Below are 20,598 nucleotides of genomic sequence, written 5' to 3'. Positions count from 1 at the left end.
AGAGGGAATTTCCACAATGTTTAATCTGATCGCAAATGCCGCCGCTGCGGCGCCGGCAGCCGCTCACGACGCAGGCCTCAGCTTGATGCCCGCAGCGATGTGCGTAAAGGAAGAGGGCCAGAGCCCCTATGGCCTCGTCCCCGCACTGTGCGAAGGCGGCGTCGTTTCGCAGCTGACCTTCCTCATCCTGCTGATCATGTTCATCGGCACGCTCTACATCCTGTTCACCAAGCTGTTCGAACAGAATAAGGTCATGAGCCAGGGCAAGGCGGTTGACGCCAATTTCTGGCGCGCGCCGACGCTCGCCGAAGGTGCGGCGAAGCTCGAAAAGAACAGCGCGTATCGCCAGGTCGTCGAAGACGGTCTCCGCGCCAACGAAGAGCATAACAAGCTGACCGATCCCGTCGAAGCACATGACTGGATGCACGGCACGCTCGAGCGTTCGCAGAACCACATCAACTCGAAGCTCAACGGCGGCCTCGCCTTCCTCGCGACCGTCGGCTCGACCGCACCGTTCATCGGTCTGTTCGGTACCGTTATCGGTATTCTTCGCGCGCTCGTGAAAATCGGTGCGTCGGGCCAGGCCTCGATCGATACCGTCGCGGGTCCGGTCGGTGAAGCTCTGATCATGACCGCCATCGGTCTGATCGTGGCCGTTCCCGCGGTGCTCGCGTTCAACTGGCTGCAGAGCCGCAACAAGGCGATCGCTCGTCGCCTCTCGACCTTCTCGAACGACGTTCTCGGTTCGATCATGTCGGGTGGCCAGGTGAAGCCGATCACGACCGCTGCACCGGCGAAGGCCGCTGCTCCGGCCGCGCCGAAGAAGGCCTGATCTTTCTTCCCGTCCTTTGGGATGGGAAGGGAAGGACTGGGCGGTCGCCGCTTGCGGCGGCCGCCCAGGTCCATGATAGAAATTTTGTGACAGGATGCTAATCCTATGGCGATGAGTGCAGGCAACAAGGGCGAAGACGCCCCTATGTCGGAAATCAACACGACGCCGCTCGTGGACATCATGCTGGTGTTGCTCATCATCTTCCTCATCACGGTCCCCGTGGTGCTGGAGACGGTGAACCTCAAGCTGCCCGACGTGCAGTTTGAGGTGACAACGACCAAGCCTGAAAATGTTCTGCTGTCGGTTCGTTCGGCTGACACCGACGGCGATGGCGAACCCAATCCCGAAAGCCCGTCGTGCGAAGTCTATTGGGGCCAGACCCCGGTCGATTCGAAGCAATTGCTCGAACGCGGACAGGAAAAGCTCAAGCAGCTGCTTGAGGATATCGGCGGACCGCAGAATATCACCGAGGAAAATTTCCCCGAAGTGCATATCCGCGGCGACATCAACACGCCGTACCAGTGCATCGGCGGGGTGATCTACACCATGCAGTTCGCTGGTTTCCAGAAGATCGGGTTCATTTCCGAACCGGCACCTGGTGCGGTCTCGGTGAGCCGCCTGTAAGGGCGGTTCCGGTATAAACGAAAAGGAATAGACCCATGTCCATGGCAGTTGGAGATCGGGACGACAATGAACCGATGATGGATATGAACACGACGCCGTTGATCGACGTCATGCTCGTGCTCCTCATCATGTTCATCATCACCATCCCGGTCCAGACTCACGCGGTGAAGATCGACCTTCCGGTACCAAATGAAAATCCGAGCAACGTCGATCCCCAGAAGAACAAGGTGATGATCGACCCCGCAGGGACGATCACCTGGAACGGGACGCCGGTCGATCTGGCGCAGCTGGCGACCTATCTGGAACAGACCAAGGCGTTGCCGGTCGAACCGGAACTGCAGGTCCAGCCGGACCCCTATGCGCGTTACTATATCGTCGACAATGTCATGGCGGTGGTGAAGCGTAGCGGCGTCGGCAAGCTTGGCTTTGTCGGTAACGAACAATATGCGCGCGTTTTCTGATCGCTGATCGGAAAATCCGTTTGATGGAAGGGGCCGCGAAGCGATTCGCGGCCCCTTCTCTTTGTGCCATTTGTGCCTGAGGACGTGCCGCATTCTGCCCGCCTGATTGCCGCGATGTCGGGCGGGGGCTCCATCCGAAACGATTAAAGCCTATCCCCATGAAAGAGGGTCGCACTCCGCGACTTCGCTGGGAGGCGCCTCCTAATCGATCTACGCAACATCTATCGTAGCGACGAAGCGCTGCGACATGTTTTTCGTCACATCGCTATTGGAACCGGCGCCGAATCGGCGCATCCTGACTGGGCGGGATCGAAATTCGCCGCTACGGCGTTGTGATATCAATTGGATTATCGGGGAGCAGAATGATGAAAGCGATGTCGAGCAAAGGCTTTATGGTTCGGGGCGTCGTTGCGCTAGGCGCGCTTGCGTTGGCTGGCTGCGCGTCCACGGGTGGCGACAAGGACCCTGCCGCCAATCTGCCCATTCCCGACGCCTATGCCCAGCTCGTCGATGCACGTGGCGCCGACCGCGGCCGCGTCGATATCTTCAAGGACAGCAGCGGCCTGCGTCTCGAGGTCGTCGCGCGCGGTTTTGCCGCCGGAACCTATGGCATGCATGTCCACGCCGTTGGCCAGTGCGACGCGCCCGCCTTCACCAGCGCTGGCCCGCACTGGAACCCGACCGGTGCGCAGCATGGCCGCGACAACCCGCTGGGCGCGCACCATGGAGACCTGCCCAATCTGGTGGTCGAAACCGACACAATCGGCCGCGCGACGCTGCGCCTCGTTGGCACCCGGCTGACGGGTGAGGGCGGGGTGATCGACGCCGACGGCGCCGCCTTTGTCATCCATGCCGGTCCTGACGATATGAGGACTGACCCCAGCGGCAACAGCGGCGGCCGCGTCGCGTGCGGCGTGGTTGTGGCGGGCGGGGCCTAAGCACCGTCGACGCGCTCGACCGAATGAGGCCCCTCCCGATCGGGGGAGGGGCCCATATAGTTCAACTTAAGCAGACTCGAGTGCCGGGCCGCCATCAGCGGCCCGGCTCAGGCTCCGGCGCGCTCGACGATCGTTGCTTCGGCGCGCGGAACGGCGCGATAGGCGTAGAGCAGCAGGGCGAGCGCGATCGGCGCAACGCCAATCAGCGACAGGATGCCGGTGCGCAGATCGCCGACCGGTTTGCCGCCCACCATCGTTCCGGCCAGATCCGAAATCTGCCCGACCATATAGGGGCCGAACGACAGCCCGACCAACGTCGTGCCGAGGAAGAAGGCGGCGGTCGCCGTCCCGCGCATCCGCGGAAGCACCAGATCCTGCGTCGTTGCGGCTGCGGCGCCGAGCGCGGTCGCGCCGAACATTCCCGCGAGGAAGTTCATCGTGTAGAATAGGGTCGAATTCTCGGTGGTGTAACCGATCCAGATCGGGATGATCGGCGCGACGACGCCGAATATGATCATCACGATGCGCCCCGCCGGATGCCGCGTGCGCAGGGCATCGGCCATCCGGCCGCCGATGATCACCCCGATAAAGCCGCTCGCGGCGCCATTCGCGCCCAATATGAACGCCAGTTCCTGCTTGGGCAGCCCCAGCACGATTTCGGCATAGGGCGCCGACCAGAAGGCGAGCCCATAGGCGGCGAGTGCGACCAGCCCATAGCCCAGCGTCGTGCAGATGAACGCCGGGGTTCCCCAGATCAGCCGAAAGGTCGCCGGATCGTGGGCGCGCAGCGTGCAGGCCCAAGAAAATACTGCATAATAGCCGATGCCGACCGCGACCCATTGCGGGAAATTTCCGGTCAGGCTGATCATCCACCAGGCAAAGATAGCGATGGCGACGGCGAAGCCGATGTTGAGGGCGAGCGCGGTCGGCCCGCGCTGCCACGCGCCGATCAGCGTCAGCGGCGGCACGATCATCGTCAGATCTTTGCCAAAAGCCCGGAAGGGCGTCGGCGAGCCGTGGGTCGGGACACCATCCATTACGCCGCGTGCCGGCTCGCGCAACGAAGCTACCCACAGCGCGAGGAGCAGGCCAGGGATGCCGACCGCCAGGAACGCTGCCTGCCATCCAACCAGTCCCATTGGGCCGCCCGTCGGATAGCCGCGATTCCACGCCTCGACGATCAATGCGCCGATGAACAGCGAGACGCCGCCGCCCAGATAGAGTCCCGACGAATAAATGGCGAGCGCGGTGGCCCGCTGTTTCTTCGGAAAATAGTCGGAGATGAGCGAATAGGCGGTCGGGCTCGCCGTCGCCTCGCCTACCCCCACCCCCATGCGGGCCATCGTCAAGGTGAACTGGTTGTACGCGAAGCCCGACAGCGCGGTCATGACAGACCAGAGCGTGAGGCCGATCGACAATAGTTTCACCCGGCTCCAATTGTCGGCCAGCCGACCGAGCGGGATGCCGAACAAGGCATAAAAGACCGCGAAGGCGGCGCCGCCGAGAAAGCCCATATCGGCATCGGTCAGCCCGAGGTCGGCCTTGATGTCGACCGCGAGAATGCTCAGGATCTGCCGGTCGATGAAATTGAGGATATAGACGACGACGAGGACGCCCAGCACATACCAGCTATAGCCGCTGGCGCTCGTGACCGGCGCCTGTTCGTGCGCAGCATCATTCTCATGGACCGTTTCAGCCATCTGGCAACTCTCTCCCTGACCCGTTATCGCTTTATCCGTCATGGCTAGCAGAGCGCGATGGGCGCGCAAGTTGAATGTTGGTTCAACTTTGTATGAAGATGGTATGATCGGCGATATGCGCAACGATAGAAAAACCAGACCCGCGATCCTCTTTCTTTGCCTCGGCAATATCTGCCGCTCGCCGCTGGCCGAAGGTGCGGCGCGAGCGGCCTTCGCCGACGCCGGGATCGACGCGACGCTCGATTCGGCGGGGACCGGCGACTGGCATGTGGGTCGTCCACCCGATGCCCGCGCACAGGCAGAAGCGCGGCGGCGCGGCGCGGACATTGGCGACCTGCGCGCGCGCCAGCTGACCCGCGACGATTTCTATCGCTTCGACCTGATCCTCGCCGCCGACGACACCAATTTGCGCGACGCGCGCGCGATCGCGCCCGCCGATGCGACCGCGCGGCTGCGGTTGATGCTCGATCTGGTGCGCGGCCGCGAAGGCGACAGTGTGGCCGATCCCTATTATGGCGACGAAGGCGGTTTTGGTGTGACGTGGGACGATGTATCGGCGGTCGCGGCGGCGCTGGTTACCGACGCGTCGGCATCGAGCGGATAGCGCGCCACCGGATGATAGCGCGCGCCGCCATGCGCAAGCTCGCTTTCATAGAGAAGGACATGGTCGAAGACGAAGGGCGGACTGGCCAGATCGCCGCTCTGCGCGAGGAAAGGCGCGACCGGTCCGGCGGCACGATTCAGCCGCGCGAGTGTGATATGCGGCATGAAGGCCCGGGTTTCGGGGGCGATCCCGACGCGCGCGAGTAATTGATCGACCTTGCGGTGGAGCGCCGCGAGCGGGGCCAGCGGCTCAACTCCGGCCCAGACCATGTGCGGTTGGCCGCGGTGTTCGAACAGGCTGGTCCCGGCGATGCGCGCGGTGATCGCAGGGGCATGGATCACGCCAAGCGTGGCGGCGATATCTTCTGCGCGGTGATGATCGACCTCACCGATGAAGCGCAAGGTCAGGTGGAGCTGGTCGTCGTCCTGCCACCGTGCCCCCGAAATACCGTGCATGGCGGCGATCAGAAGTGAGCGAATGGGCGGCGGCGGGCGCAGCGCGACGAACAGGCGATGGGTCGACATGGCGCGTCCAGCATAAGCCCTTCTGGCCATGCGAAAACCTCAAAGATGGGGGCTTGTCGGGTTTCGCTTGAAAGCGAGGAGGAAAATCACGATATTGCTTCTCTACGGCCGGTATGGACTGGCCGATGATGGAGTAATGACAATGGCTAATTGGAACGACCCCAATGTGGCGGCTTCCGGTTTCGGAGCCAACGCGAACGCGATGGACCAGGCCGTCGATGCCGGCCTGCGGTCGTACATGCTGTCGGTTTACAACTATATGGGTTCGGGCGTGCTGCTCACCGGCATCGTTGCGATGTTGGCGTTCAACAGCGGTTTTACTGCCTCGATGATCGGCACCCCCTTGATGTGGGTCGTGATGCTGGCGCCGCTGGCGTTCGTGCTGGTGCTGAGCTTTGGTATCAACAAGCTGTCGACCACGGCGGCTCAGGTGCTGTTCTGGGTTTATGCCGGCGTGATGGGTTTGTCGATGTCGACGATCTTCATCAACTTCACGGGCACCTCGATCGCCACGACCTTCTTCGCGACCGCCGCAGCCTTTCTGGGCCTTAGCCTCTATGGCTACACGACCAAGAAGGATCTGTCGGGTTTCGGCACCTTCCTGATCATGGGCGTTGTCGGCATCCTGGTCGCGATGGTGATCAACATGTTCGTGCAGTCGAGCGCGCTCAGCCTCGCGATCAGCGTGATCGGCGTGCTGCTGTTTGCAGGCCTCACCGCCTATGACACGCAGAAGATCAAGAGCATGTATTTCTATGTCCGCGGGACCGACTTTGTCGGCAAGTCGGTGATCATGGGCGCGCTGACGCTCTATCTCGACTTCGTCAACATGTTCACCTTCCTGCTCAACCTTCTGGGCAGCCGCGAATAAGCGGACGGACATTCAGACACGGGAAAGCCCGGCGAAGCGATTCGCCGGGCTTTTTCTTTGGGCATGGGTGGGGTTGCAAATCTGCGAGAGGGTGTCCGCTAGCGACTGAAAAGCGACCCCTCCCTCAACTCCCCCCAAAGCCGATGCACGGTCAGCCTGGATTTGCTGCCTGCATCTCCGCAATCAAACCATTGTCGACTTCCTTGGCGCGCTTGTATGCCGCGCGCTCGCGCAACGGCGCAGCATAGGCCTCGAACGCCGGGCGGAACGGGATGGTGCCGAATTGCAGGCCCCAGTCGATCTGGCTGCCGACATAGACATCGGCGGCGGTAAAGCTGTCGCCTGCGACGAACGCCTTGCCTGCGACCGCGCCTTCGAGTGCATCCAGCGTCGCCCCAAGCGAACCGAAACCCGCCGAACGTTGTTGCTCGCCGTTGGGCTCGAACCCGAGATGCTTCGATGTGATCGCCTGTTCGACCGGCCCTGCGGTAAAGAACAGCCAGCGATAGTAATCGGCGCGGGCGGCGGGGGCGGGCGCAAGATTTGCATCGGGAAAGGCATCGGCCAGATAGGCGCAGATCGCGGCGCATTCGGTGACGACATGGCCATTATGGACGATCGCCGGAACCTTGCCCATGGGATTGACCGCCAGATAGGCGGGGGCTTTCATCGTCGTGTCATAGTCGAGCAGGCGCTGTTCATAGGGCGCGCCGACCTCTTCGAGCATCCAGCGGACAATCTGTCCGCGCGACGTGGGATTGGTGTAAAAAATCAGCTCATCGGCCATTGGACTTCTCCCTCGTAAATATGATTCGCGTTGGAACATAACATGAACATTGATGGGATGCCATTGCAGGTGCTTGTTTTGTCACGGCGCCGGGGTAAGGCAAGGGGATGAGCGACGAACGCATCTGGACAGCCGCCGTGTTGGTGATCGGTGACGAGATTCTCTCGGGCCGCACGCAGGACAAGAATGTCGCGCAGATCGCGACCTGGCTCGACGTGCAGGGGATTCGCCTGCGCGAAGTGCGGATCGTCCCCGATATCGAGGATGAGATTGTCGATGCGGTGAACGCGCTGCGCGCGCGCTATGACTATGTGTTCACCACCGGCGGGATCGGCCCGACCCACGACGATATCACCGTCGATGCGATCGCTAAGGCGCTTGGGGTCGATGTCATCATCCATCCCGACGCGCGCGCGATCCTCGAACGCTATTATACCGCGCGCGGTGGCGAGCTGACCGAGGCGCGGCTGCGCATGGCACGCACTCCGGCGGGCGCCGAGCTGATCCCGAACCGCATGTCGGGCGCGCCGGGCATCCGCATCGGCAGCCTGTTCGTGATGGCGGGCGTGCCGCATATCACCGCCGGCATGCTCGACGCGCTGACCGGGACACTCGAGGGCGGCGCGCCGCTCGTCGCGCATACGATCGGCGCCTGGGCACCCGAAAGCGAGATCGCCGACATTTTGAGCGCCGCCGAGCGCGACCATGATGGCGTCGCGATCGGCAGCTATCCCTTTTTCCGCGAGGGGCGCACAGGCGCCAATTTCGTGATCCGCGCGACCGATGGCGACCGCGTCACGGCGTGCGTCGCCGCGCTGACCATGGGGATCGAGGGCGCGGGCTATGCGGTGACCGACGGCGGGATCTGATCGGCCGATACGTCGGTGCCGGTAATGCGTGGCAGACGGCGCAGCATCGCGATCGCGAGCAAACCAAACACCGCTGCGACGATGAAGGCGGCGCCGGGGAAATGGACCGGCGCGTTCGCCGAAGTGAACCAGGCCATCGTCCCGGTGAGCAGCAGCGGCGCAACGAGTTGCCCCAGCCCCATCGCCATCGCCGAAATGCCCTGCACCTCGCCCTGCGTCTCTGCGGTCGCGCGGCGCGACATCAGCGCCATCAGTGATGGCTGAACGGGCGCCTGCAGGGCGACGGGGATCAGCAGCAGGAAGGCGCCCCAGGTCGTGGTGGTGAAGGCATAGCCGATATAGACCGCGACCGCGACGAGGATACCCATCGTCGCGGCGTCGCGTTCGCCGAACCGCGCGACCGCCGGGCCGACGACGAAGACCTGCCCCAGCGTGATCGCCACCCCGACCGCGGCGAGGCTCGCGCCGATCATCCCCGGCGTCCAGCCAAGCTGCGCGATGCCGTAAAAGCTCCACGTCATCGGATAGACGAGGCTGGCAATCTGCCACAGCACCAGCACGCCCGCGACACCGCTCATGCCAGGGAGGCTGCGCATCGTGCGGAACGCGCCGAGCGGATTGGCGCGCCGCCAGTCGAAGGCGCGGCGGCGCTCGGGCGACAGCGTTTCGGGGAAGATGAAGAGGCCATAGAGCATGTTGGCGGCGGCGAGCACTGCCGCGGCGACGAAGGGCGCGCGCGGTCCGATCTCTCCGAGCAAGCCCCCGATCGCCGGCCCGGCGACGAAGCCGACGCCGAAGGCCGCGCCGACGAAGCCGAAATTGCGCGCACGTTCTTCGGGCTTGGTGATGTCGGCGATCGCCGCCTGCGCTGCGGCATAGCTGCCGCCGAATATCCCCGACAGCGCGCGGGCGATGAACAGCCAGGGCAACGTCTCGACGATCGTCAGCAGCGCATAGTCGATCGCGAGCCCGCCGAGCGCGAGCAGCAGCACGCGCCGCCGCCCGAAATGATCCGACAAATTGCCGAGCAGGGGCGACGCGACGAAGGTCGCGACCGCCATCACCAGCCCGATCCACGCGCCGACCTCGATCGCGTGCGGCAGGTCAAGCTCGCCGACCTCCATCACCAGTTGCGGCAGCACGGGCATGATGATGCCAAAGCCGACCGCGTCCATGAAGATGGTGGCGACGATGAAGGGGATGGTGCGCGATGGGGTCACTGAGGTTTCCGGTGGTTGATGTGCGTGCGGGCCATACAGCGGCCCGGTGAAATCATGCTATGGCTTTTCGGTCGTTCCGTCTCTGCGGACACCGATTCCGTTTTGGAGCGTTAGCAGTCCATGAAGCTTAATATCACCGCTACGCTCGACTATCGCCTCGGTGATCCGGTCGATCTGATGCTCCATATCGAGGCGGCGGCGATCCCCGGACAGGCGATCGTCGCGGCGACGCTCGACGTCGGCGCGACTGAATTTTTCGCGCGCGTCGCGGCGCAGGACATGATCGGCGACCGCATTTGGTTGCGCAGCGGCGGAGAGCTCAACGTGCGCTATGCGGCGACGGTCGAGATCGAGCGCGTCGTGACCGATTACCGGGCGCTGGCGAAGGTTCCGATGCACCGGCTGCCCGCCGAGGCGGTCCAGTATCTCAACGAATCGCGCTACTGCGCGTCGAACAAGTTCATGCATTTCGTCCATGATGAGTTTGGCGGAGTCGAGGGCGGCGCGAAAATCGGCTTGATGCGCGACTGGATTGAGCAACATTTCACCTATGTTGCGGGATCGAGCGACGCCGAAACCAACGCGCTCGACAGCTTCGTCGAACGCCGCGGTGTGTGCCGCGACTATGCGCATGTGATGGTCAGTCTCGCGCGCGCCGCCGCCATTCCGGCGCGGGTCGTCAGCGTCTATGCGCTTGGCGTCGAGCCACAGGATTTCCACGCCGTTGCCGAGGTGTATCTGGGCGGAGAATGGCATCTGGTCGATGCGACCGGCATGGCGAAGGAGGCCGAAATGGCCAAAATCGCCGTCGGCCGCGACGCCGCCGACATCAGCTTCCTGACCGCCTATGGCGACATCCAGATGTTGAACCAGCAGGTGACGGTGGAGCGGTGAAGGGAATCGAACCCTCGTCGTAAGCTTGGGAAGCATACGCTGTGGGTGAAAAATGGCAGAATTCTGTCGATTCGTGCAAGTCTGAAATGAGAACTTAACATGAACAAAGCAGAATTATGCCATGCCTTTACCGCAACTTTACCGCACGAGTTTTGTAGGCCTCGAGCCTTGGTTGTGTCGTGTTCTCCGCCAGTTCCGGATTGGCCTGCGCAAGCCAGCTTGGGCCATGCGGCATATCGGGTGGATGGATGAGGTAGCGATGACGCTCACAGCAATGCAAATGCGCCTGTGATATCTTGAATGGTGCTTTTAATAGCTCTATATAAAGCGCTCATAAATGCTCTTATTGGAAAATGAAATGGCTCATTCCATCCATGCCAATGTGACGGCCAGTGTCACAGAACTCAAACGCAACCCGATGGGCACCATGGCGGCCGGGAATGGCGCTGCCGTCGCGATCCTGAACCGCAATGAACCCGCCTTCTATTGTGTTCCGGCAGGAGAATATGAGGCGATGCTGAATTTGATTGAGGATGCCGAGCTCAACGCCATCGCTGACGCGCGGACCCGCAGTCCTGAAATCGCGGTGTCGCTGGATGACCTATAATCTCCGCTTCCGGGCGGAGGCAAAGAAGGAATGGGATGCGCTGGGCGCGACAATCCGCGCCCAGTTCAAAAAGAAGCTCGCAGAGAGGCTCGAAAACCCGCACGTTCCTGCGGACAAGCTCCATGGGTCTACAAACCGATACAAGATCAAGCTGCGATCAGTCGGCTATCGCTTGGTCTATGAGGTCAGAGACGCCGAGCTTGTTGTCAGTGTGGTTGCGGTAGGAAAACGTGAGCGGAACGCGGTCTATCGGGATGCCGCTAAGAGGCAGTAGAATCCAACTGTGTTCATCTGGGCCGCCAGCAACCCCATTCGCCGGATTACCAATTCTTGCCCCGGTGTTCCTTATGTGTGCTCTGATGGGCCGATATAATGGCCGCCGAGTCGCCGAGACGATGCAGCCCACAAGCTTGCGCGCGCCATGCTCGCGAGTCTGGAAGGCGATCAGGTCGCCCGAGCAGCCGGAACGGGCGTTGTGAGAAACGTGGTCAAGCCGGCGACAGGCCGAATCGCCGAGGTTATTCTGGTGAGGTGAAGAGATCGGCGCCAACGGCCGCCGATTTTCTAATGGAAGAGAAACGGAAAAGAAGATGCAGGTTGGCCCTGCAAGAAGGATGAAAAGCATCTGACGACGGGCTCATGAAAGTGAGCGTCTCCAATGAAATTGACGAAGATATCCATGCCGCATTGCGCGGCTGACGGCATAAATGCGCTTCCCCCGATAATAGCGACCGAAGCTGTCGGAACCGACTGCGCGCTCGCAGAGGGATTCAGCGCATGACGATGCTCGGACTTGTCATCAAGGGAAGCGTGCCGCTCCCGGCCTCCTCGCGAACCGACCTCAAGGTCATGCGATATGTCGCAGCGCTCATGCACAGCCGAGCCAGGCATGACCTCCTGAATACGGTGGGCCTGCTTGGCAACAGCCTGTACCTTGAGACGCCCGGCATCCTCGTCCGGGCGACAGCCTGCGCAGCACCACTGTTTCTGGGCGAGATGGAGGTTGAAGCCGTCGCGACCGGTCATCCGGTTCTGTTACTCCGGCATTCGTCCGACCGGCTGGCTTCCGATCTGAAGGTCGATATCGTCCTGCCGGGTGACGGCGACCTCGCATGGTTTCTCGATTACCGCCTCTTTCGGGGCCTCTCGGGAGATAGCTGGCTCGTGCCGTCGGATCATGGGCCGTCGATCCAGCTGATGCGCCACGGTCTGTTCCTGTCTGAACAGGCTCCTTATTCCGACGAATGGGACAGGAATGCCGGGCTGGAGCGGGCGAGTGCGCATTTGGGCGCTCATCTTAGCGGAGGCTGGTCATGGCGATGAAGAAGTGCCCGGCCCTCGGGGATCTCGACTATGTCCCGGTGCCCGGCGGCAACCCCGGTCTGGTCTTCGGTGTCGTGCGCCGGCAGATCAAGGGCGGTCCCATTCACACCGTCCCGATCTCGGTGCTCAGGCGCCTTTGTCCCGGACGCAAGACCGATATCACTGCCCCTTGGGTGCCGTCCTGTTATCGTTGGGATGTTCTGTTGCCGCCACAGGCCAATGACGACTGTCTCGATCCCAAACACCTGTGCGAAAAGTATGAGGAGCAGGCCTTCGACGGGCTCAAGGATCTGCTCGTGATGACGACGATCCGCTTTCCCGACGCGGATCGCTTGCACCAAATCTGGGAGGATGTTCGCAGCTTTACGCGCGAGCATCTGTGCCGCAATCGCAACCTCGCGGTGATCGCCGCGATGCATCTGCCGATCCAGGTTGGTTCAACCAATCCGCCGCATGTGCATTTGATGGCGATGGCCAGGGAGCTCAAATCCTATGGTTTCGGCGACTTGGTCCGGCCCTTCGCCGCGGACGCGGGCAAAGCCATGATGACTGAAGAGTGGGCCGATTGGCAGGCGCGGTGAGGTAGCAGCGCCGACGGCGCATGAATGATGTCGCCGGCGCCGGCGCTCCGAACGGCAACGCCGGAGATGACCCCGTTCAAGGCGGAAGCCCAGCTTCTGGCTGGAGCGAAGAGATGAAAGCAGCGGCCCCAGCCGAAGCCGCGGCAAAGAATGGACTAACGATGAAAAAATATCTGACCGACAAAGATAGGGCTGAAGAGGCCGACGCTTTGCGGATTGCGCTCGCGATCATCCGCAAAGTGGGCCTGGAGCTTGATACCAAGCTGCCGGTCCTGCCGCCCGATTTTGCCCAATTTCTGATAGCGCCCCAGGCGTATCTGCTGATCGTACCATCCACGACGGCGACCCGAGCCGATCGCCGGAAGGTCGAGGCGGCCATGTGCATGGCGCGGTGCGACGCGATCATCATCAGCCTTGTTCCGCAAATCAGCGGGCCGCGGAAGATCTTGTTCGAAATCGGGATCGATGGCCTGACGCCTGTGTGGCATTCAGAATATGTTTCTCGCGGCGTCGACGGCGGGCTCTATTTCGTGCCCGGCCACGATCCCAGCGGGCCGCTGTTCAAGCTGACGAAGCAAGGTCTCAAATCGTCGGCAGATTTCGGCGGGATACGTTTCAGTGGATACTGACAAGACCGATCTTGGGCTGCTGGCCGCCGGCCTCCGAGCATTCTTCCGGTTGGCGGACGAATGGGACCTGAGCGAGGCCGAGCAGATCATCTTGCTCGGCTCGCCCGCGGAGTTCGAATTGGCGAGATGGCGGCGCGGCGATGTCGCTTCGGGATCCGGCGAAACCTTGAAGCGGATTTCGCTGATGCTCGGAATATACAAGGCCATCCAGACGCTTCTTCCAGATCGCGCGCGGGCCAACCGTTGGATGCGCGCGCCCAATTTTGCTCCGATTTTCTCCGGCGGGAGTGCGCTCGATCAGATGCTCCGCGGAGACATCGCAGATTTGCGCCGCGTACGGACCTATCTCGACGCCCAACTCGGATGAGTTTTCGCTGCAGCGCGCAAATTCAGTTCGGTCGGCGCGGGAAGTTTGATTGATGCAGTGACATTGATTTTAGAGATGAAAAGGAAAAACATATGCTGGTCGCAACGATCGAGATTTGGCCCTGGGGCGCTGAGAAGCTGAAATACAAAATCGGCGAGATCACACTCGGAAATATCACTGCCGCGGGGGCGGTCAGCACATACGAAGTGCGCGTACAACAGGATGCATATCATGAAGCCGGTGTCGCCGAGATTTGCGAAGAGTTTCTACTGCGCGATCAGGATCGCAGCGCTGGCCCCCTCACACTGATCCGAGATGCCTTAGCGATGGCCGTACCCAAACTCGGAGACCCCGTCGGCAAGGCGGACGATGAAAGTTAGCGGACCGTGAGACTGATAGGCGAATTTGGCGGCAGCTAGCAATGGCCGACATCGGGACGCAGAGCTGATCTGCAGGTGCCCTCTGGGGATGCAATTTCAGCGCGACGGAGTTGCTCGTCGCCGATTTCCTGTTTGCCAGGGCCGGTGCGGTTTTGGGGATGGCCTGTCACCGCGATCTCCTCACTCGCAAGGGCCAAGCGAGTGGGGCTGGATTCCGTCCATGTAAGGCCGCAAACGTCCGCTCACGACCAACGATGCTTATTTGACGGTTATTTGATAAGAAAGACGGATTTCAAGCTAAGTGCTTGAAAACCATGGTGACCCCTACGGGAGGGGTCGGATGGGCTGGAAGCCCACGGTTTTCCGCCATTTTCCGCGACGTGAAACGACGCATGTGTACTCAGTAGGTGTACTCACGATTGCGAGCACGCTGCCGCGATAGCCGTTGGTGAGGTGATCTGTAAAGGCTGCTTTGCGCCTCATTTCGGCCGTTGCGGCCTTGATTGTCGTCTGCCCGAAAGCGGTCGTTGAGTTGACGCTCGAACGACAGTGCTGTGCGCCTGATTGCGGTGTCGGAAAGCACGGCGCACGATCCTAAAAGCAGTCTTCTGACCGTTATGCTGCATTAAGAAGTCACTTAACTCGCGGGTTTTAGGGGGCCGATGGCAAATTCATCCTCGCCAATGTCGACCCCGAATTCGCAGCCTAGCCCGAGGGCGATGGCCTCAGCCTTCGGTCGCGCCATGGGGTTGTGCAGGGCGGCACACTCCTTGACTGGCGAAATCGGCTCACCGAAATGCAGCGGCGTGTATGCGACCGCATGGATATGTTGAAATTCGGGTCGTAAGAAAAAATCTCGATCGACCGGATTCTTGCCCTCTTGGTCGATAGTCGCCTTAAATTGCCAACCGCCGCCTATCGGTATATCGGCATCGGCGCCCAGCCGCACCGTCACATAGCGCGAACCGATGGGTAGGAATGCCTTTGCAAAGTCTGGGACGGGCCCGCCAATTTCTGGCGCTACAGGAGATTCCTGGGTTATCCGAAAGCCCGAGATAGCCACGACAATGTAATCGGCCCCTGAAACTTCGCCTGCGTCGCAGTGCTTGCGGATTGTTTCGGCCTTGGTGGCAAAGCCGCCTGTCAGTCTCCGCAACGCCGCATCCTCTGTCTTGGCGTCGGTTGACCATGAAGTGTAGCCGTCGCCCTTTGTCTCGGTCCATGTGTCCGGCGAATGCGGCTCGGGAGTAGTAATCTCGACTAGCAGGCGACCCTCTCCCAGCTTGAAGGCGAGATCGAAACCCGGCACCCGTCCTAGCGGCTCCCAGCCTGCATCGAGGAAAGCCGCGGCGAAAAGCAGCTCGGATATGCGCTGAGGTGTCTCACGGCGAAATCGCGCTGGGAAATCGTCATCAAGCAGCATCTGCGAGCGCTCAAATGTGGCCTCGCACCATGCCGCTATGTCGGGCCGAAAATCCGTCTTGCCTAGATTTTGGAAATAGCGGTGATCTGTCTCAAGCTCGTTGCCATCAAAGAGCATAGCTTACTCCCCCCCTGCGGATTGATCGAACGTATCATCCGGAGGGGAGAATAGTTTGTCATCCTCATCGCACAGCGGCACTTCGCGGCGATGGCGGACCCAATCGTCACCCTTTGCGTGGATCGTCTGCATGGCCAGCTCAGGAAGCCGGTCCCGCAGCATTATTAGACCTGCGGTGTCACCAAAAAAGCCGACGATCCGATAACTCTCATTCCACTCTACCGCAAACGACCAAAGCAGCTCGTCGATGTGCTTTTTGATCGCCAGCTTGAAATAGCCATCGGCAGTGACGGCATGGACTCTCCAGTCCCAATGTTTTGTTTCCGCCATGAAGAATAGGAGCTGTTCATTGCCCCAGTCAGCCCGTCGAACGGGTTGGAGGGGAAAGAAGCTGCCCTGCCAGAAGCGCCCGTTGACCTCTCCTGGCTGGATCGTGATCCAGTAGAAGAATGCCATAACCTGCATTCGCACCAGCTCAATGATGCGGGCCTCATCTGCCTGTGGAGCTGATGTGAAGCTGAATTTGAGTTCCGCGCCACCGAAGGTGTGAGAGATCGAGAATTGCTCCTGACTATCCTTGACGGGCTTTCCGCTGCGACGACTCTTGGTTTTGGCCTTGCGCTCGGCCTCATTGCGCAGACGAACGTCATTGCGCGCGTGAGCGCCCCAAGGATCGGGCTGCATCGAGATCGCTGAAAGGTCATCCTCTAACTCGGCCTTGCGACGATTGCAGGGCTCGCAGGCCCAGACGATCAAATTCCAATGCTGATGAAGTGACCCTCGCGGCACGAATCGTCTACCCACCACATGCTCTTTGGTTCGCGTGTCTCGGGTGAGAGATGTGCCGCAGTAGGGGCAAGTTTCGTTGTGAAGTCTGATCGCCCGATCTGGCGGTTTCCTGATACTCTATGTTCATCGTTCGACTCCTCAGTTGAAGGAGTCGAAAGGGTCTGCCTGTGGCCGCCGGCGTTCAATCAGGCGCGGCGCTCGCGGGGCCGCTTTACATCGAGGCTAGCACCAATCCGCGGAGCGGTTCGTGCAACGGCCAGCTTCGGCGGTGCCTTGAGCAGGCCCTCAGAACAAGGTCTGTATCTCACGCCGCTTGCGGGCGTGGCGGCAAACCGCCGCTTATTATCCGACGGCTTCCCCGGAAACGATTGCATGCCGCATCGAAACTGCTTGTTGCTGAGCAAAGGGGGCACGTTTTCCTGGGAGCATTCGGGTGATCGTCGTCGCCGGCAAATGATAAGTGAAGGAAACTTTTCTCGGCAGGCTCTTAGCTTGTGATGTCATGATATAGGATGGGTATGGACCCGCAAGAATCGCTGCTTGAGATCCGCCGACGGCGCGCCACATGGGTTGCCCTGAGGGTGATGCCGCACGAAGCGCAGTCGCGCGCCTGGCTTCGGCGTGCGCGCGTGCAGTCCGAAGAGGCGGACGACTTGGTGCAGGAAGCATATTGCCGCCTGGCGACGATTGACGAAGTAGATCATATTGACAGGCCAGGGGCCTATTTTTTCTCTATTATCCGCAATCTTCTGGTCAGGCGGCGGCGAGAAGCCTCCGTCGTTTCACTAGAAAGTATCGCGGAGATCGAGGCAATACCTGATCCCGACACCGGACCCGAGATGGAGGTAGCGAGGCGTATGGATGCCGAGCGTGTTCGCTCGTTAATTGCCGAGTTGCCTGAACGGTGTCGCCGCATCGTGGAAATGCAAAAGATTGAAGGCTATTCGCAAATCGAAATCGCACGCTTGCTGGGTGTCACGGAGAGCGTCGTCGAGAACAATATCTATAGAGGCGTGCAAGCGGTGCGGAAAAACTGGTTGAAGAAGCAGGACGATCTGTCCGAGCGGCTCAAATTATTCGGGAATGATGTGGAGGGGCGGTCGCGATGAATTCCAAAGACACGCTCCTGCAGGATGAGGCGTCACGCTGGGTAGCGCGCATGGGCCGATCCGACTGGGGCGATGCGCACGAAGCAGACCTCGCGAACTGGTTAGCCCAAAACCCGCGTGGCCAAGGCGAACTTCTCATGGCGCAGGCCGCTTGGATCTCGTGCGATCCCGAGACGATTGCGCTGGGCCAGCCTCCTGTGACGACGCCGTCTTGGTCTCGGCGCCGGATCATGCTCGCTGGCAGCGCGGCAGCAATGGCAGCGTCGATATTTGGTTTGGTCTTCTACAACGCTTCCGTGTCCGGATACGCCACCGAAGTGGGCGAAGTTCGCCGTGTTGCGCTTGCAGACGGTTCGACGGCAGCCATAAATACAGATAGCCGAATCGCGGTAAACTTCGACAAGGGCCATCGGAACGTTCGGCTGGATCGGGGCGAGGTCTGGTTCCAGGTCAAGCATGACCGGGCGCGCCCGTTCGTGGTGGAGGCAGGACCTGTGCGCGTCCGAGCCGTAGGCACTGCCTTTTCCGTGCGCCGACGCGGCAATGGCGCGGACATCATCGTCACCGAAGGGGTCGTTGCTGCCTGGACCGACGCAAATGCGAATGAGCCGGTCAGCGCGCGAGCGGGCACACAGCTCTTCATGCCGGACACGCCGGGTCGTCAGCGGCCCGTCGCCATTGAAGCTTCTGCTGCGAGTTCGCTATCTTGGCGAAGTGGCCAAATCGAACTTGTCGCGCGGCCGCTTGCTGACGCTGCTGCCGAGTTCAACAGATATAATCGCCGGAAGATCGTGATCCATGATCCGACGATCGCGAACGAGGAAGTCGACGGCATATTTCGAACTGACGATCCGGAGGGCTTCGCGACCGCAGTGCACGATATTCTGGGTGTGCCGGTCCGCACTTCGGGGGACGGCGAGATCACGCTCGGCCGGAAATGAAATAAATATGACGCTTTGGTGAAGGAAAGTCTTTCTAGGGCGCTCAGGCACTCAGATGGCGTTGATCACGACGTCGACCTGAGGGGGGCATCATGCAAAGTAAGAACAGCTGTTATCTCGTGGGCGCAATCGCCGCATCGATTTCACTGACATCACCGGCAGCTGCGCAGTCTAAATCGTTCAATATCCCGCCCCAGGCCGCCAGCTCGGGCATTCAGGTCTTCGCACGGCAGGCCGGCGTCCAGGTATTATCAACTCGAAATGACATCCGCGACAAGCGGACCAACGGCGTGCGCGGGACGATGGACGTTGACGCAGCCCTTCGGCAACTGCTGGACGATACTGGCCTGGTTGCGCTGAATACCGGCGCGAGCACGTACACAATCAAGGTGGCGCGAACGGCTACCCAGGCGTCTTTCTATCAGGGTGCAACGACTGTGGGGTCAGGCGCGTCCAGCCCGAACGCTGCGCCTGCGACTTCGGGCGACGGCGATATCGTCGTGACGGCGCAGAAGCGTGCCGAGACTGCATTTGAAATTCCGATCTCCGTCAGCGTGAAGGGAGAGGAGGAAATCCAGAACCGAAACGCAGAGACGATCACTGACCTGCAATATTCCGTTCCGGGACTTTCCATATCCGAATTCGGACCAGGCCAGCAGCGCATCCAGTTCCGCGGCGTATCGTCTTTCAGCGGCCTCGCCCAGATCGGCCAATATATCGATGAGATTCCGCTCAACACGGAATTTCCCGATCAAGGTCCGGACATCCGGCTCGTCGATATGGCGCGCGTCGAGTTGCTGCGGGGGCCGCAGGGCACGCTCTACGGCCAAGGCGCGATGGGCGGCACGATCCGCTACATCACGAACGATCCCGAGTTGACCACAGTCAGCGGCTCGGCATTGGGTGAAATCAGCCAGATCGACGGCGGGCAGATGGCATGGCGCGGCGAGGGCGTTCTGAACCTGCCGCTCGCGCAGGATCAGCTCGGCTTTCGTGTTGCTGGCGGCTATACCCGTATTGGCGGCTGGATCGACAACACGCGTACGGGCGAAGACAATGTCAATCGTGGCCGGTCCTATTTCGTTCGCGGAAAGCTGCTGGCCAAGCTCGGAGATAGGCTGACGGCGACCTTCATGGGTTCGCATCAGAATATCGAAACCGGCGGCAACAATGTCGCCGACGACAATCGCGAAATCCAGTATGCCGCTCCCACTCCAATCAAGAACCATATCAACCTGTTCAGCGGCGTTCTGCACTATGACTTGGGATCGGTATCGCTGGTCAGTGCGACGAGCTGGCAGGAGCGCAAGGGCAGTTCCGTCATCGATCTCACCGACGTCCTCGCGCCGCTCGTCGAACTCCTGCAGGGTCTTCCCGCAGGCACGGTAGACTCGTACGTGTTCGCCGGCGATTCTGATTTTGCCGCGTTTTCGCAGGAAGTGCGGCTGCAATATGATAGCGGGTCTGGGCTTCGAGGAGTGATCGGCGGATTTTATCGCAACTCGCGCTCCAGCAGTGTAACACTCGGCGTAATCGATCCTGTGACGGCAGCGCCTGTAGACTATTACTCAGCAGGGGGCCGCGACACATCAAAATCCTGGGCCATCTTTGGCGACGTCACCTATGAAATCGCCGCGGGACTAGATCTCAATCTGGGCGGACGTTATTTCGAAGACAAGCGGACACAAAACTCGGCTAGCAGCATCTTCGGCAGCGCGTCGGTGGATATCGGATCCGATACGTTCCGAGCCTTCACGCCGAAGGTGAATCTCTCATTCCGGGCGAGCGACGCGCTCAATTTCTATGCCACAGCATCAAAGGGTTTCCGTAGCGGCGGATTTAACGCGACGTCTGTCGGCGGCGGAGTCGTCGTCATCCCGCCGTCCTACGATCCGGATTCAGTTTGGACCTATGAGGCAGGCGCTAAATTCCAGACTACCGATCGGCGCCTTTCGGGTGAAGTCGCGGTATTCCGCAACATCTGGAGCGACATCCAGTCGGTGTGACC

24 protein-coding genes and 1 tRNA gene are annotated in these 20,598 nt (G+C 60.9%); 18 read left to right on the top strand and 7 right to left on the bottom strand.

Annotation, left to right across the window (positions count from 1 at the left end):
- The first annotated feature begins 16 nt into the window (after window positions 1-16).
- The 4 genes from CDQ91_RS05305 to CDQ91_RS05290 all read left to right on the top strand — a co-directional run bounded on the left by CDQ91_RS05305 (window position 17) and on the right by CDQ91_RS05290 (window position 2,855).
- The gene (locus tag CDQ91_RS05305; RefSeq protein WP_237245830.1) at window positions 17-832 is read left to right on the top strand and encodes a MotA/TolQ/ExbB proton channel family protein; all 816 of its coding nucleotides are present in this window, start codon (window positions 17-19) and stop codon (window positions 830-832) included.
- A 105-nt stretch (window positions 833-937) separates the two neighbouring features.
- Window positions 938-1,456: an ExbD/TolR family protein gene (locus CDQ91_RS05300; protein WP_174688467.1), complete on the top strand. Its 519-nt coding sequence runs from the start codon at window positions 938-940 to the stop codon at window positions 1,454-1,456.
- Between the two features lie 35 nt (window positions 1,457-1,491).
- On the top strand, window positions 1,492-1,917 hold the full coding sequence (locus CDQ91_RS05295; protein ID WP_088471672.1) for an ExbD/TolR family protein: 426 nt from the start codon (window positions 1,492-1,494) through the stop codon (window positions 1,915-1,917).
- Window positions 1,918-2,279: 362 nt separating this feature from the next.
- On the top strand, window positions 2,280-2,855 hold the full coding sequence (locus CDQ91_RS05290) for a superoxide dismutase family protein (protein ID WP_237245829.1): 576 nt from the start codon (window positions 2,280-2,282) through the stop codon (window positions 2,853-2,855).
- A gap of 107 nt (window positions 2,856-2,962) precedes the next feature.
- On the opposite strand, the gene CDQ91_RS05285 is transcribed toward CDQ91_RS05290, so the two are convergent.
- Window positions 2,963-4,555 (bottom strand): spinster family MFS transporter, encoded by a 1,593-nt coding sequence (locus CDQ91_RS05285; protein WP_088471671.1) that lies wholly within the window; start codon window positions 4,553-4,555, stop codon window positions 2,963-2,965.
- A gap of 103 nt (window positions 4,556-4,658) precedes the next feature.
- Between CDQ91_RS05285 and CDQ91_RS05280 the strand changes: the two genes are divergently transcribed.
- A complete protein-coding gene (locus CDQ91_RS05280) occupies window positions 4,659-5,159 on the top strand; it encodes a low molecular weight protein-tyrosine-phosphatase (protein WP_237245828.1) in 501 nt (166 codons plus the stop codon).
- Here the strand turns inward: CDQ91_RS05280 and thpR are convergent.
- Window positions 5,066-5,683 carry an RNA 2',3'-cyclic phosphodiesterase gene (gene thpR / locus CDQ91_RS05275; protein ID WP_088471670.1) on the bottom strand — a complete coding sequence of 206 codons (618 nt, stop codon included), beginning with the start codon at window positions 5,681-5,683 and terminating at the stop codon, window positions 5,066-5,068. The two genes, CDQ91_RS05280 and thpR, sit on opposite strands and share 94 nt — an antisense overlap.
- A gap of 142 nt (window positions 5,684-5,825) precedes the next feature.
- Between thpR and CDQ91_RS05270 the strand changes: the two genes are divergently transcribed.
- A complete protein-coding gene (locus CDQ91_RS05270) occupies window positions 5,826-6,554 on the top strand; it encodes a Bax inhibitor-1/YccA family protein (RefSeq protein WP_088471669.1) in 729 nt (242 codons plus the stop codon).
- Between the two features lie 151 nt (window positions 6,555-6,705).
- Here the strand turns inward: CDQ91_RS05270 and CDQ91_RS05265 are convergent, their stop codons facing one another.
- Window positions 6,706-7,341 (bottom strand): glutathione S-transferase family protein, encoded by a 636-nt coding sequence (locus tag CDQ91_RS05265; protein WP_088471668.1) that lies wholly within the window; start codon window positions 7,339-7,341, stop codon window positions 6,706-6,708.
- Window positions 7,342-7,448: 107 nt separating this feature from the next.
- Between CDQ91_RS05265 and CDQ91_RS05260 the strand changes: the two genes are divergently transcribed.
- On the top strand, window positions 7,449-8,210 hold the full coding sequence (locus tag CDQ91_RS05260) for a competence/damage-inducible protein A (RefSeq protein WP_088471667.1): 762 nt from the start codon (window positions 7,449-7,451) through the stop codon (window positions 8,208-8,210).
- Here the strand turns inward: CDQ91_RS05260 and CDQ91_RS05255 are convergent.
- Complete coding sequence (locus CDQ91_RS05255) at window positions 8,183-9,430, bottom strand: MFS transporter (RefSeq protein WP_237245827.1); 1,248 nt, start codon at window positions 9,428-9,430, stop codon at window positions 8,183-8,185. The genes CDQ91_RS05260 and CDQ91_RS05255 overlap by 28 nt on opposite strands.
- A gap of 120 nt (window positions 9,431-9,550) precedes the next feature.
- On the opposite strand from CDQ91_RS05255, the gene CDQ91_RS05250 reads away from it, so the two are divergent.
- Window positions 9,551-10,324: a transglutaminase-like domain-containing protein gene (locus CDQ91_RS05250; protein ID WP_088471666.1), complete on the top strand. Its 774-nt coding sequence runs from the start codon at window positions 9,551-9,553 to the stop codon at window positions 10,322-10,324.
- On the opposite strand, the gene CDQ91_RS21210 is transcribed toward CDQ91_RS05250, so the two are convergent.
- Window positions 10,314-10,469, bottom strand: a tRNA-Ser gene (locus tag CDQ91_RS21210). The genes CDQ91_RS05250 and CDQ91_RS21210 overlap by 11 nt on opposite strands.
- 192 nt (window positions 10,470-10,661) lie before the next feature.
- On the opposite strand from CDQ91_RS21210, the gene CDQ91_RS05245 reads away from it, so the two are divergent.
- The 7 genes from CDQ91_RS05245 (at window position 10,662) to CDQ91_RS05215 (ending at window position 14,211) form a co-directional block, all read left to right on the top strand.
- Window positions 10,662-10,931: a type II toxin-antitoxin system Phd/YefM family antitoxin gene (locus CDQ91_RS05245; RefSeq protein ID WP_237245826.1), complete on the top strand. Its 270-nt coding sequence runs from the start codon at window positions 10,662-10,664 to the stop codon at window positions 10,929-10,931.
- Window positions 10,921-11,205 carry a type II toxin-antitoxin system RelE family toxin gene (locus tag CDQ91_RS05240; RefSeq protein WP_088471664.1) on the top strand — a complete coding sequence of 95 codons (285 nt, stop codon included), beginning with the start codon at window positions 10,921-10,923 and terminating at the stop codon, window positions 11,203-11,205. The genes CDQ91_RS05245 and CDQ91_RS05240 overlap by 11 nt, the downstream gene beginning before the upstream one ends.
- Before the next feature lie 503 nt (window positions 11,206-11,708).
- On the top strand, window positions 11,709-12,254 hold the full coding sequence (locus CDQ91_RS05235) for a hypothetical protein (RefSeq protein WP_088471663.1): 546 nt from the start codon (window positions 11,709-11,711) through the stop codon (window positions 12,252-12,254).
- Complete coding sequence (locus CDQ91_RS05230) at window positions 12,245-12,835, top strand: hypothetical protein (protein WP_088471662.1); 591 nt, start codon at window positions 12,245-12,247, stop codon at window positions 12,833-12,835. Before CDQ91_RS05235 ends, CDQ91_RS05230 begins: the two co-directional genes overlap by 10 nt.
- Window positions 12,836-12,996: 161 nt before the next feature.
- The gene (locus tag CDQ91_RS05225) at window positions 12,997-13,464 is read left to right on the top strand and encodes a hypothetical protein (protein WP_088471661.1); all 468 of its coding nucleotides are present in this window, start codon (window positions 12,997-12,999) and stop codon (window positions 13,462-13,464) included.
- Entirely contained in the window at window positions 13,454-13,831 is a 378-nt protein-coding gene (locus CDQ91_RS05220) for an MbcA/ParS/Xre antitoxin family protein (RefSeq protein ID WP_201791862.1), read from the top strand. The genes CDQ91_RS05225 and CDQ91_RS05220 overlap by 11 nt, the downstream gene beginning before the upstream one ends.
- Window positions 13,832-13,923: 92 nt before the next feature.
- Window positions 13,924-14,211 carry a hypothetical protein gene (locus CDQ91_RS05215; RefSeq protein ID WP_088471660.1) on the top strand — a complete coding sequence of 96 codons (288 nt, stop codon included), beginning with the start codon at window positions 13,924-13,926 and terminating at the stop codon, window positions 14,209-14,211.
- A gap of 637 nt (window positions 14,212-14,848) precedes the next feature.
- Here CDQ91_RS05215 and CDQ91_RS05210 read toward each other — a convergent pair.
- Both CDQ91_RS05210 and CDQ91_RS05205 read right to left on the bottom strand, forming a co-directional pair.
- On the bottom strand, window positions 14,849-15,751 hold the full coding sequence (locus CDQ91_RS05210) for a hypothetical protein (RefSeq protein WP_088471659.1): 903 nt from the start codon (window positions 15,749-15,751) through the stop codon (window positions 14,849-14,851).
- A gap of 3 nt (window positions 15,752-15,754) precedes the next feature.
- Window positions 15,755-16,507 carry a hypothetical protein gene (locus CDQ91_RS05205; protein WP_088471658.1) on the bottom strand — a complete coding sequence of 251 codons (753 nt, stop codon included), beginning with the start codon at window positions 16,505-16,507 and terminating at the stop codon, window positions 15,755-15,757.
- Between the two features lie 551 nt (window positions 16,508-17,058).
- Here CDQ91_RS05205 and CDQ91_RS05200 point away from each other — a divergent pair.
- The 3 genes from CDQ91_RS05200 (at window position 17,059) to CDQ91_RS05190 (ending at window position 20,596) form a co-directional block, all read left to right on the top strand.
- On the top strand, window positions 17,059-17,649 hold the full coding sequence (locus tag CDQ91_RS05200; protein ID WP_237245825.1) for an RNA polymerase sigma factor: 591 nt from the start codon (window positions 17,059-17,061) through the stop codon (window positions 17,647-17,649).
- Window positions 17,646-18,590: a FecR family protein gene (locus CDQ91_RS05195; RefSeq protein WP_088471657.1), complete on the top strand. Its 945-nt coding sequence runs from the start codon at window positions 17,646-17,648 to the stop codon at window positions 18,588-18,590. The genes CDQ91_RS05200 and CDQ91_RS05195 overlap by 4 nt, the downstream gene beginning before the upstream one ends.
- A 92-nt stretch (window positions 18,591-18,682) precedes the next feature.
- Window positions 18,683-20,596 (top strand): TonB-dependent receptor, encoded by a 1,914-nt coding sequence (locus CDQ91_RS05190; RefSeq protein ID WP_088471656.1) that lies wholly within the window; start codon window positions 18,683-18,685, stop codon window positions 20,594-20,596.
- Window positions 20,597-20,598 lie beyond the last annotated feature (2 nt).

It is taken from the genome of Sphingopyxis witflariensis (genome assembly GCF_002205635.1).
Classification (GTDB): domain Bacteria; phylum Pseudomonadota; class Alphaproteobacteria; order Sphingomonadales; family Sphingomonadaceae; genus Sphingopyxis; species Sphingopyxis witflariensis.
Note: the sequence above shows the minus strand (reverse complement) of the source record. Positions and strands in the feature narration are given on the sequence as shown.

Bases quoted from the DNA above. Each gene is read 5' to 3' on its own strand.
- CDQ91_RS05200 (WP_237245825.1), top strand. From the start codon at position 17,059: ATGGACCCGCAAGAATCGCTGCTTGAGATCCGCCGACGGCGCGCCACA.
- CDQ91_RS05270 (WP_088471669.1), top strand. From the start codon at position 5,826: ATGGCTAATTGGAACGACCCCAATGTGGCGGCTTCCGGTTTCGGAGCC.
- CDQ91_RS05215 (WP_088471660.1), top strand. From the start codon at position 13,924: ATGCTGGTCGCAACGATCGAGATTTGGCCCTGGGGCGCTGAGAAGCTG.
- CDQ91_RS05240 (WP_088471664.1), top strand. From the start codon at position 10,921: ATGACCTATAATCTCCGCTTCCGGGCGGAGGCAAAGAAGGAATGGGAT.
- CDQ91_RS05225 (WP_088471661.1), top strand. From the start codon at position 12,997: ATGAAAAAATATCTGACCGACAAAGATAGGGCTGAAGAGGCCGACGCT.
- CDQ91_RS05305 (WP_237245830.1), top strand. From the start codon at position 17: ATGTTTAATCTGATCGCAAATGCCGCCGCTGCGGCGCCGGCAGCCGCT.
- CDQ91_RS05230 (WP_088471662.1), top strand. From the start codon at position 12,245: ATGGCGATGAAGAAGTGCCCGGCCCTCGGGGATCTCGACTATGTCCCG.
- CDQ91_RS05195 (WP_088471657.1), top strand. From the start codon at position 17,646: ATGAATTCCAAAGACACGCTCCTGCAGGATGAGGCGTCACGCTGGGTA.
- CDQ91_RS05250 (WP_088471666.1), top strand. From the start codon at position 9,551: ATGAAGCTTAATATCACCGCTACGCTCGACTATCGCCTCGGTGATCCG.
- CDQ91_RS05210 (WP_088471659.1), bottom strand. From the start codon at position 15,751: ATGCTCTTTGATGGCAACGAGCTTGAGACAGATCACCGCTATTTCCAA.
- CDQ91_RS05295 (WP_088471672.1), top strand. From the start codon at position 1,492: ATGTCCATGGCAGTTGGAGATCGGGACGACAATGAACCGATGATGGAT.
- CDQ91_RS05280 (WP_237245828.1), top strand. From the start codon at position 4,659: ATGATCGGCGATATGCGCAACGATAGAAAAACCAGACCCGCGATCCTC.
- CDQ91_RS05300 (WP_174688467.1), top strand. From the start codon at position 938: ATGGCGATGAGTGCAGGCAACAAGGGCGAAGACGCCCCTATGTCGGAA.
- CDQ91_RS05190 (WP_088471656.1), top strand. From the start codon at position 18,683: ATGCAAAGTAAGAACAGCTGTTATCTCGTGGGCGCAATCGCCGCATCG.
- CDQ91_RS05290 (WP_237245829.1), top strand. From the start codon at position 2,280: ATGATGAAAGCGATGTCGAGCAAAGGCTTTATGGTTCGGGGCGTCGTT.
- CDQ91_RS05235 (WP_088471663.1), top strand. From the start codon at position 11,709: ATGACGATGCTCGGACTTGTCATCAAGGGAAGCGTGCCGCTCCCGGCC.
- CDQ91_RS05285 (WP_088471671.1), bottom strand. From the start codon at position 4,555: ATGGCTGAAACGGTCCATGAGAATGATGCTGCGCACGAACAGGCGCCG.
- CDQ91_RS05260 (WP_088471667.1), top strand. From the start codon at position 7,449: ATGAGCGACGAACGCATCTGGACAGCCGCCGTGTTGGTGATCGGTGAC.
- thpR (WP_088471670.1), bottom strand. From the start codon at position 5,683: ATGTCGACCCATCGCCTGTTCGTCGCGCTGCGCCCGCCGCCGCCCATT.
- CDQ91_RS05245 (WP_237245826.1), top strand. From the start codon at position 10,662: ATGCTCTTATTGGAAAATGAAATGGCTCATTCCATCCATGCCAATGTG.
- CDQ91_RS05265 (WP_088471668.1), bottom strand. From the start codon at position 7,341: ATGGCCGATGAGCTGATTTTTTACACCAATCCCACGTCGCGCGGACAG.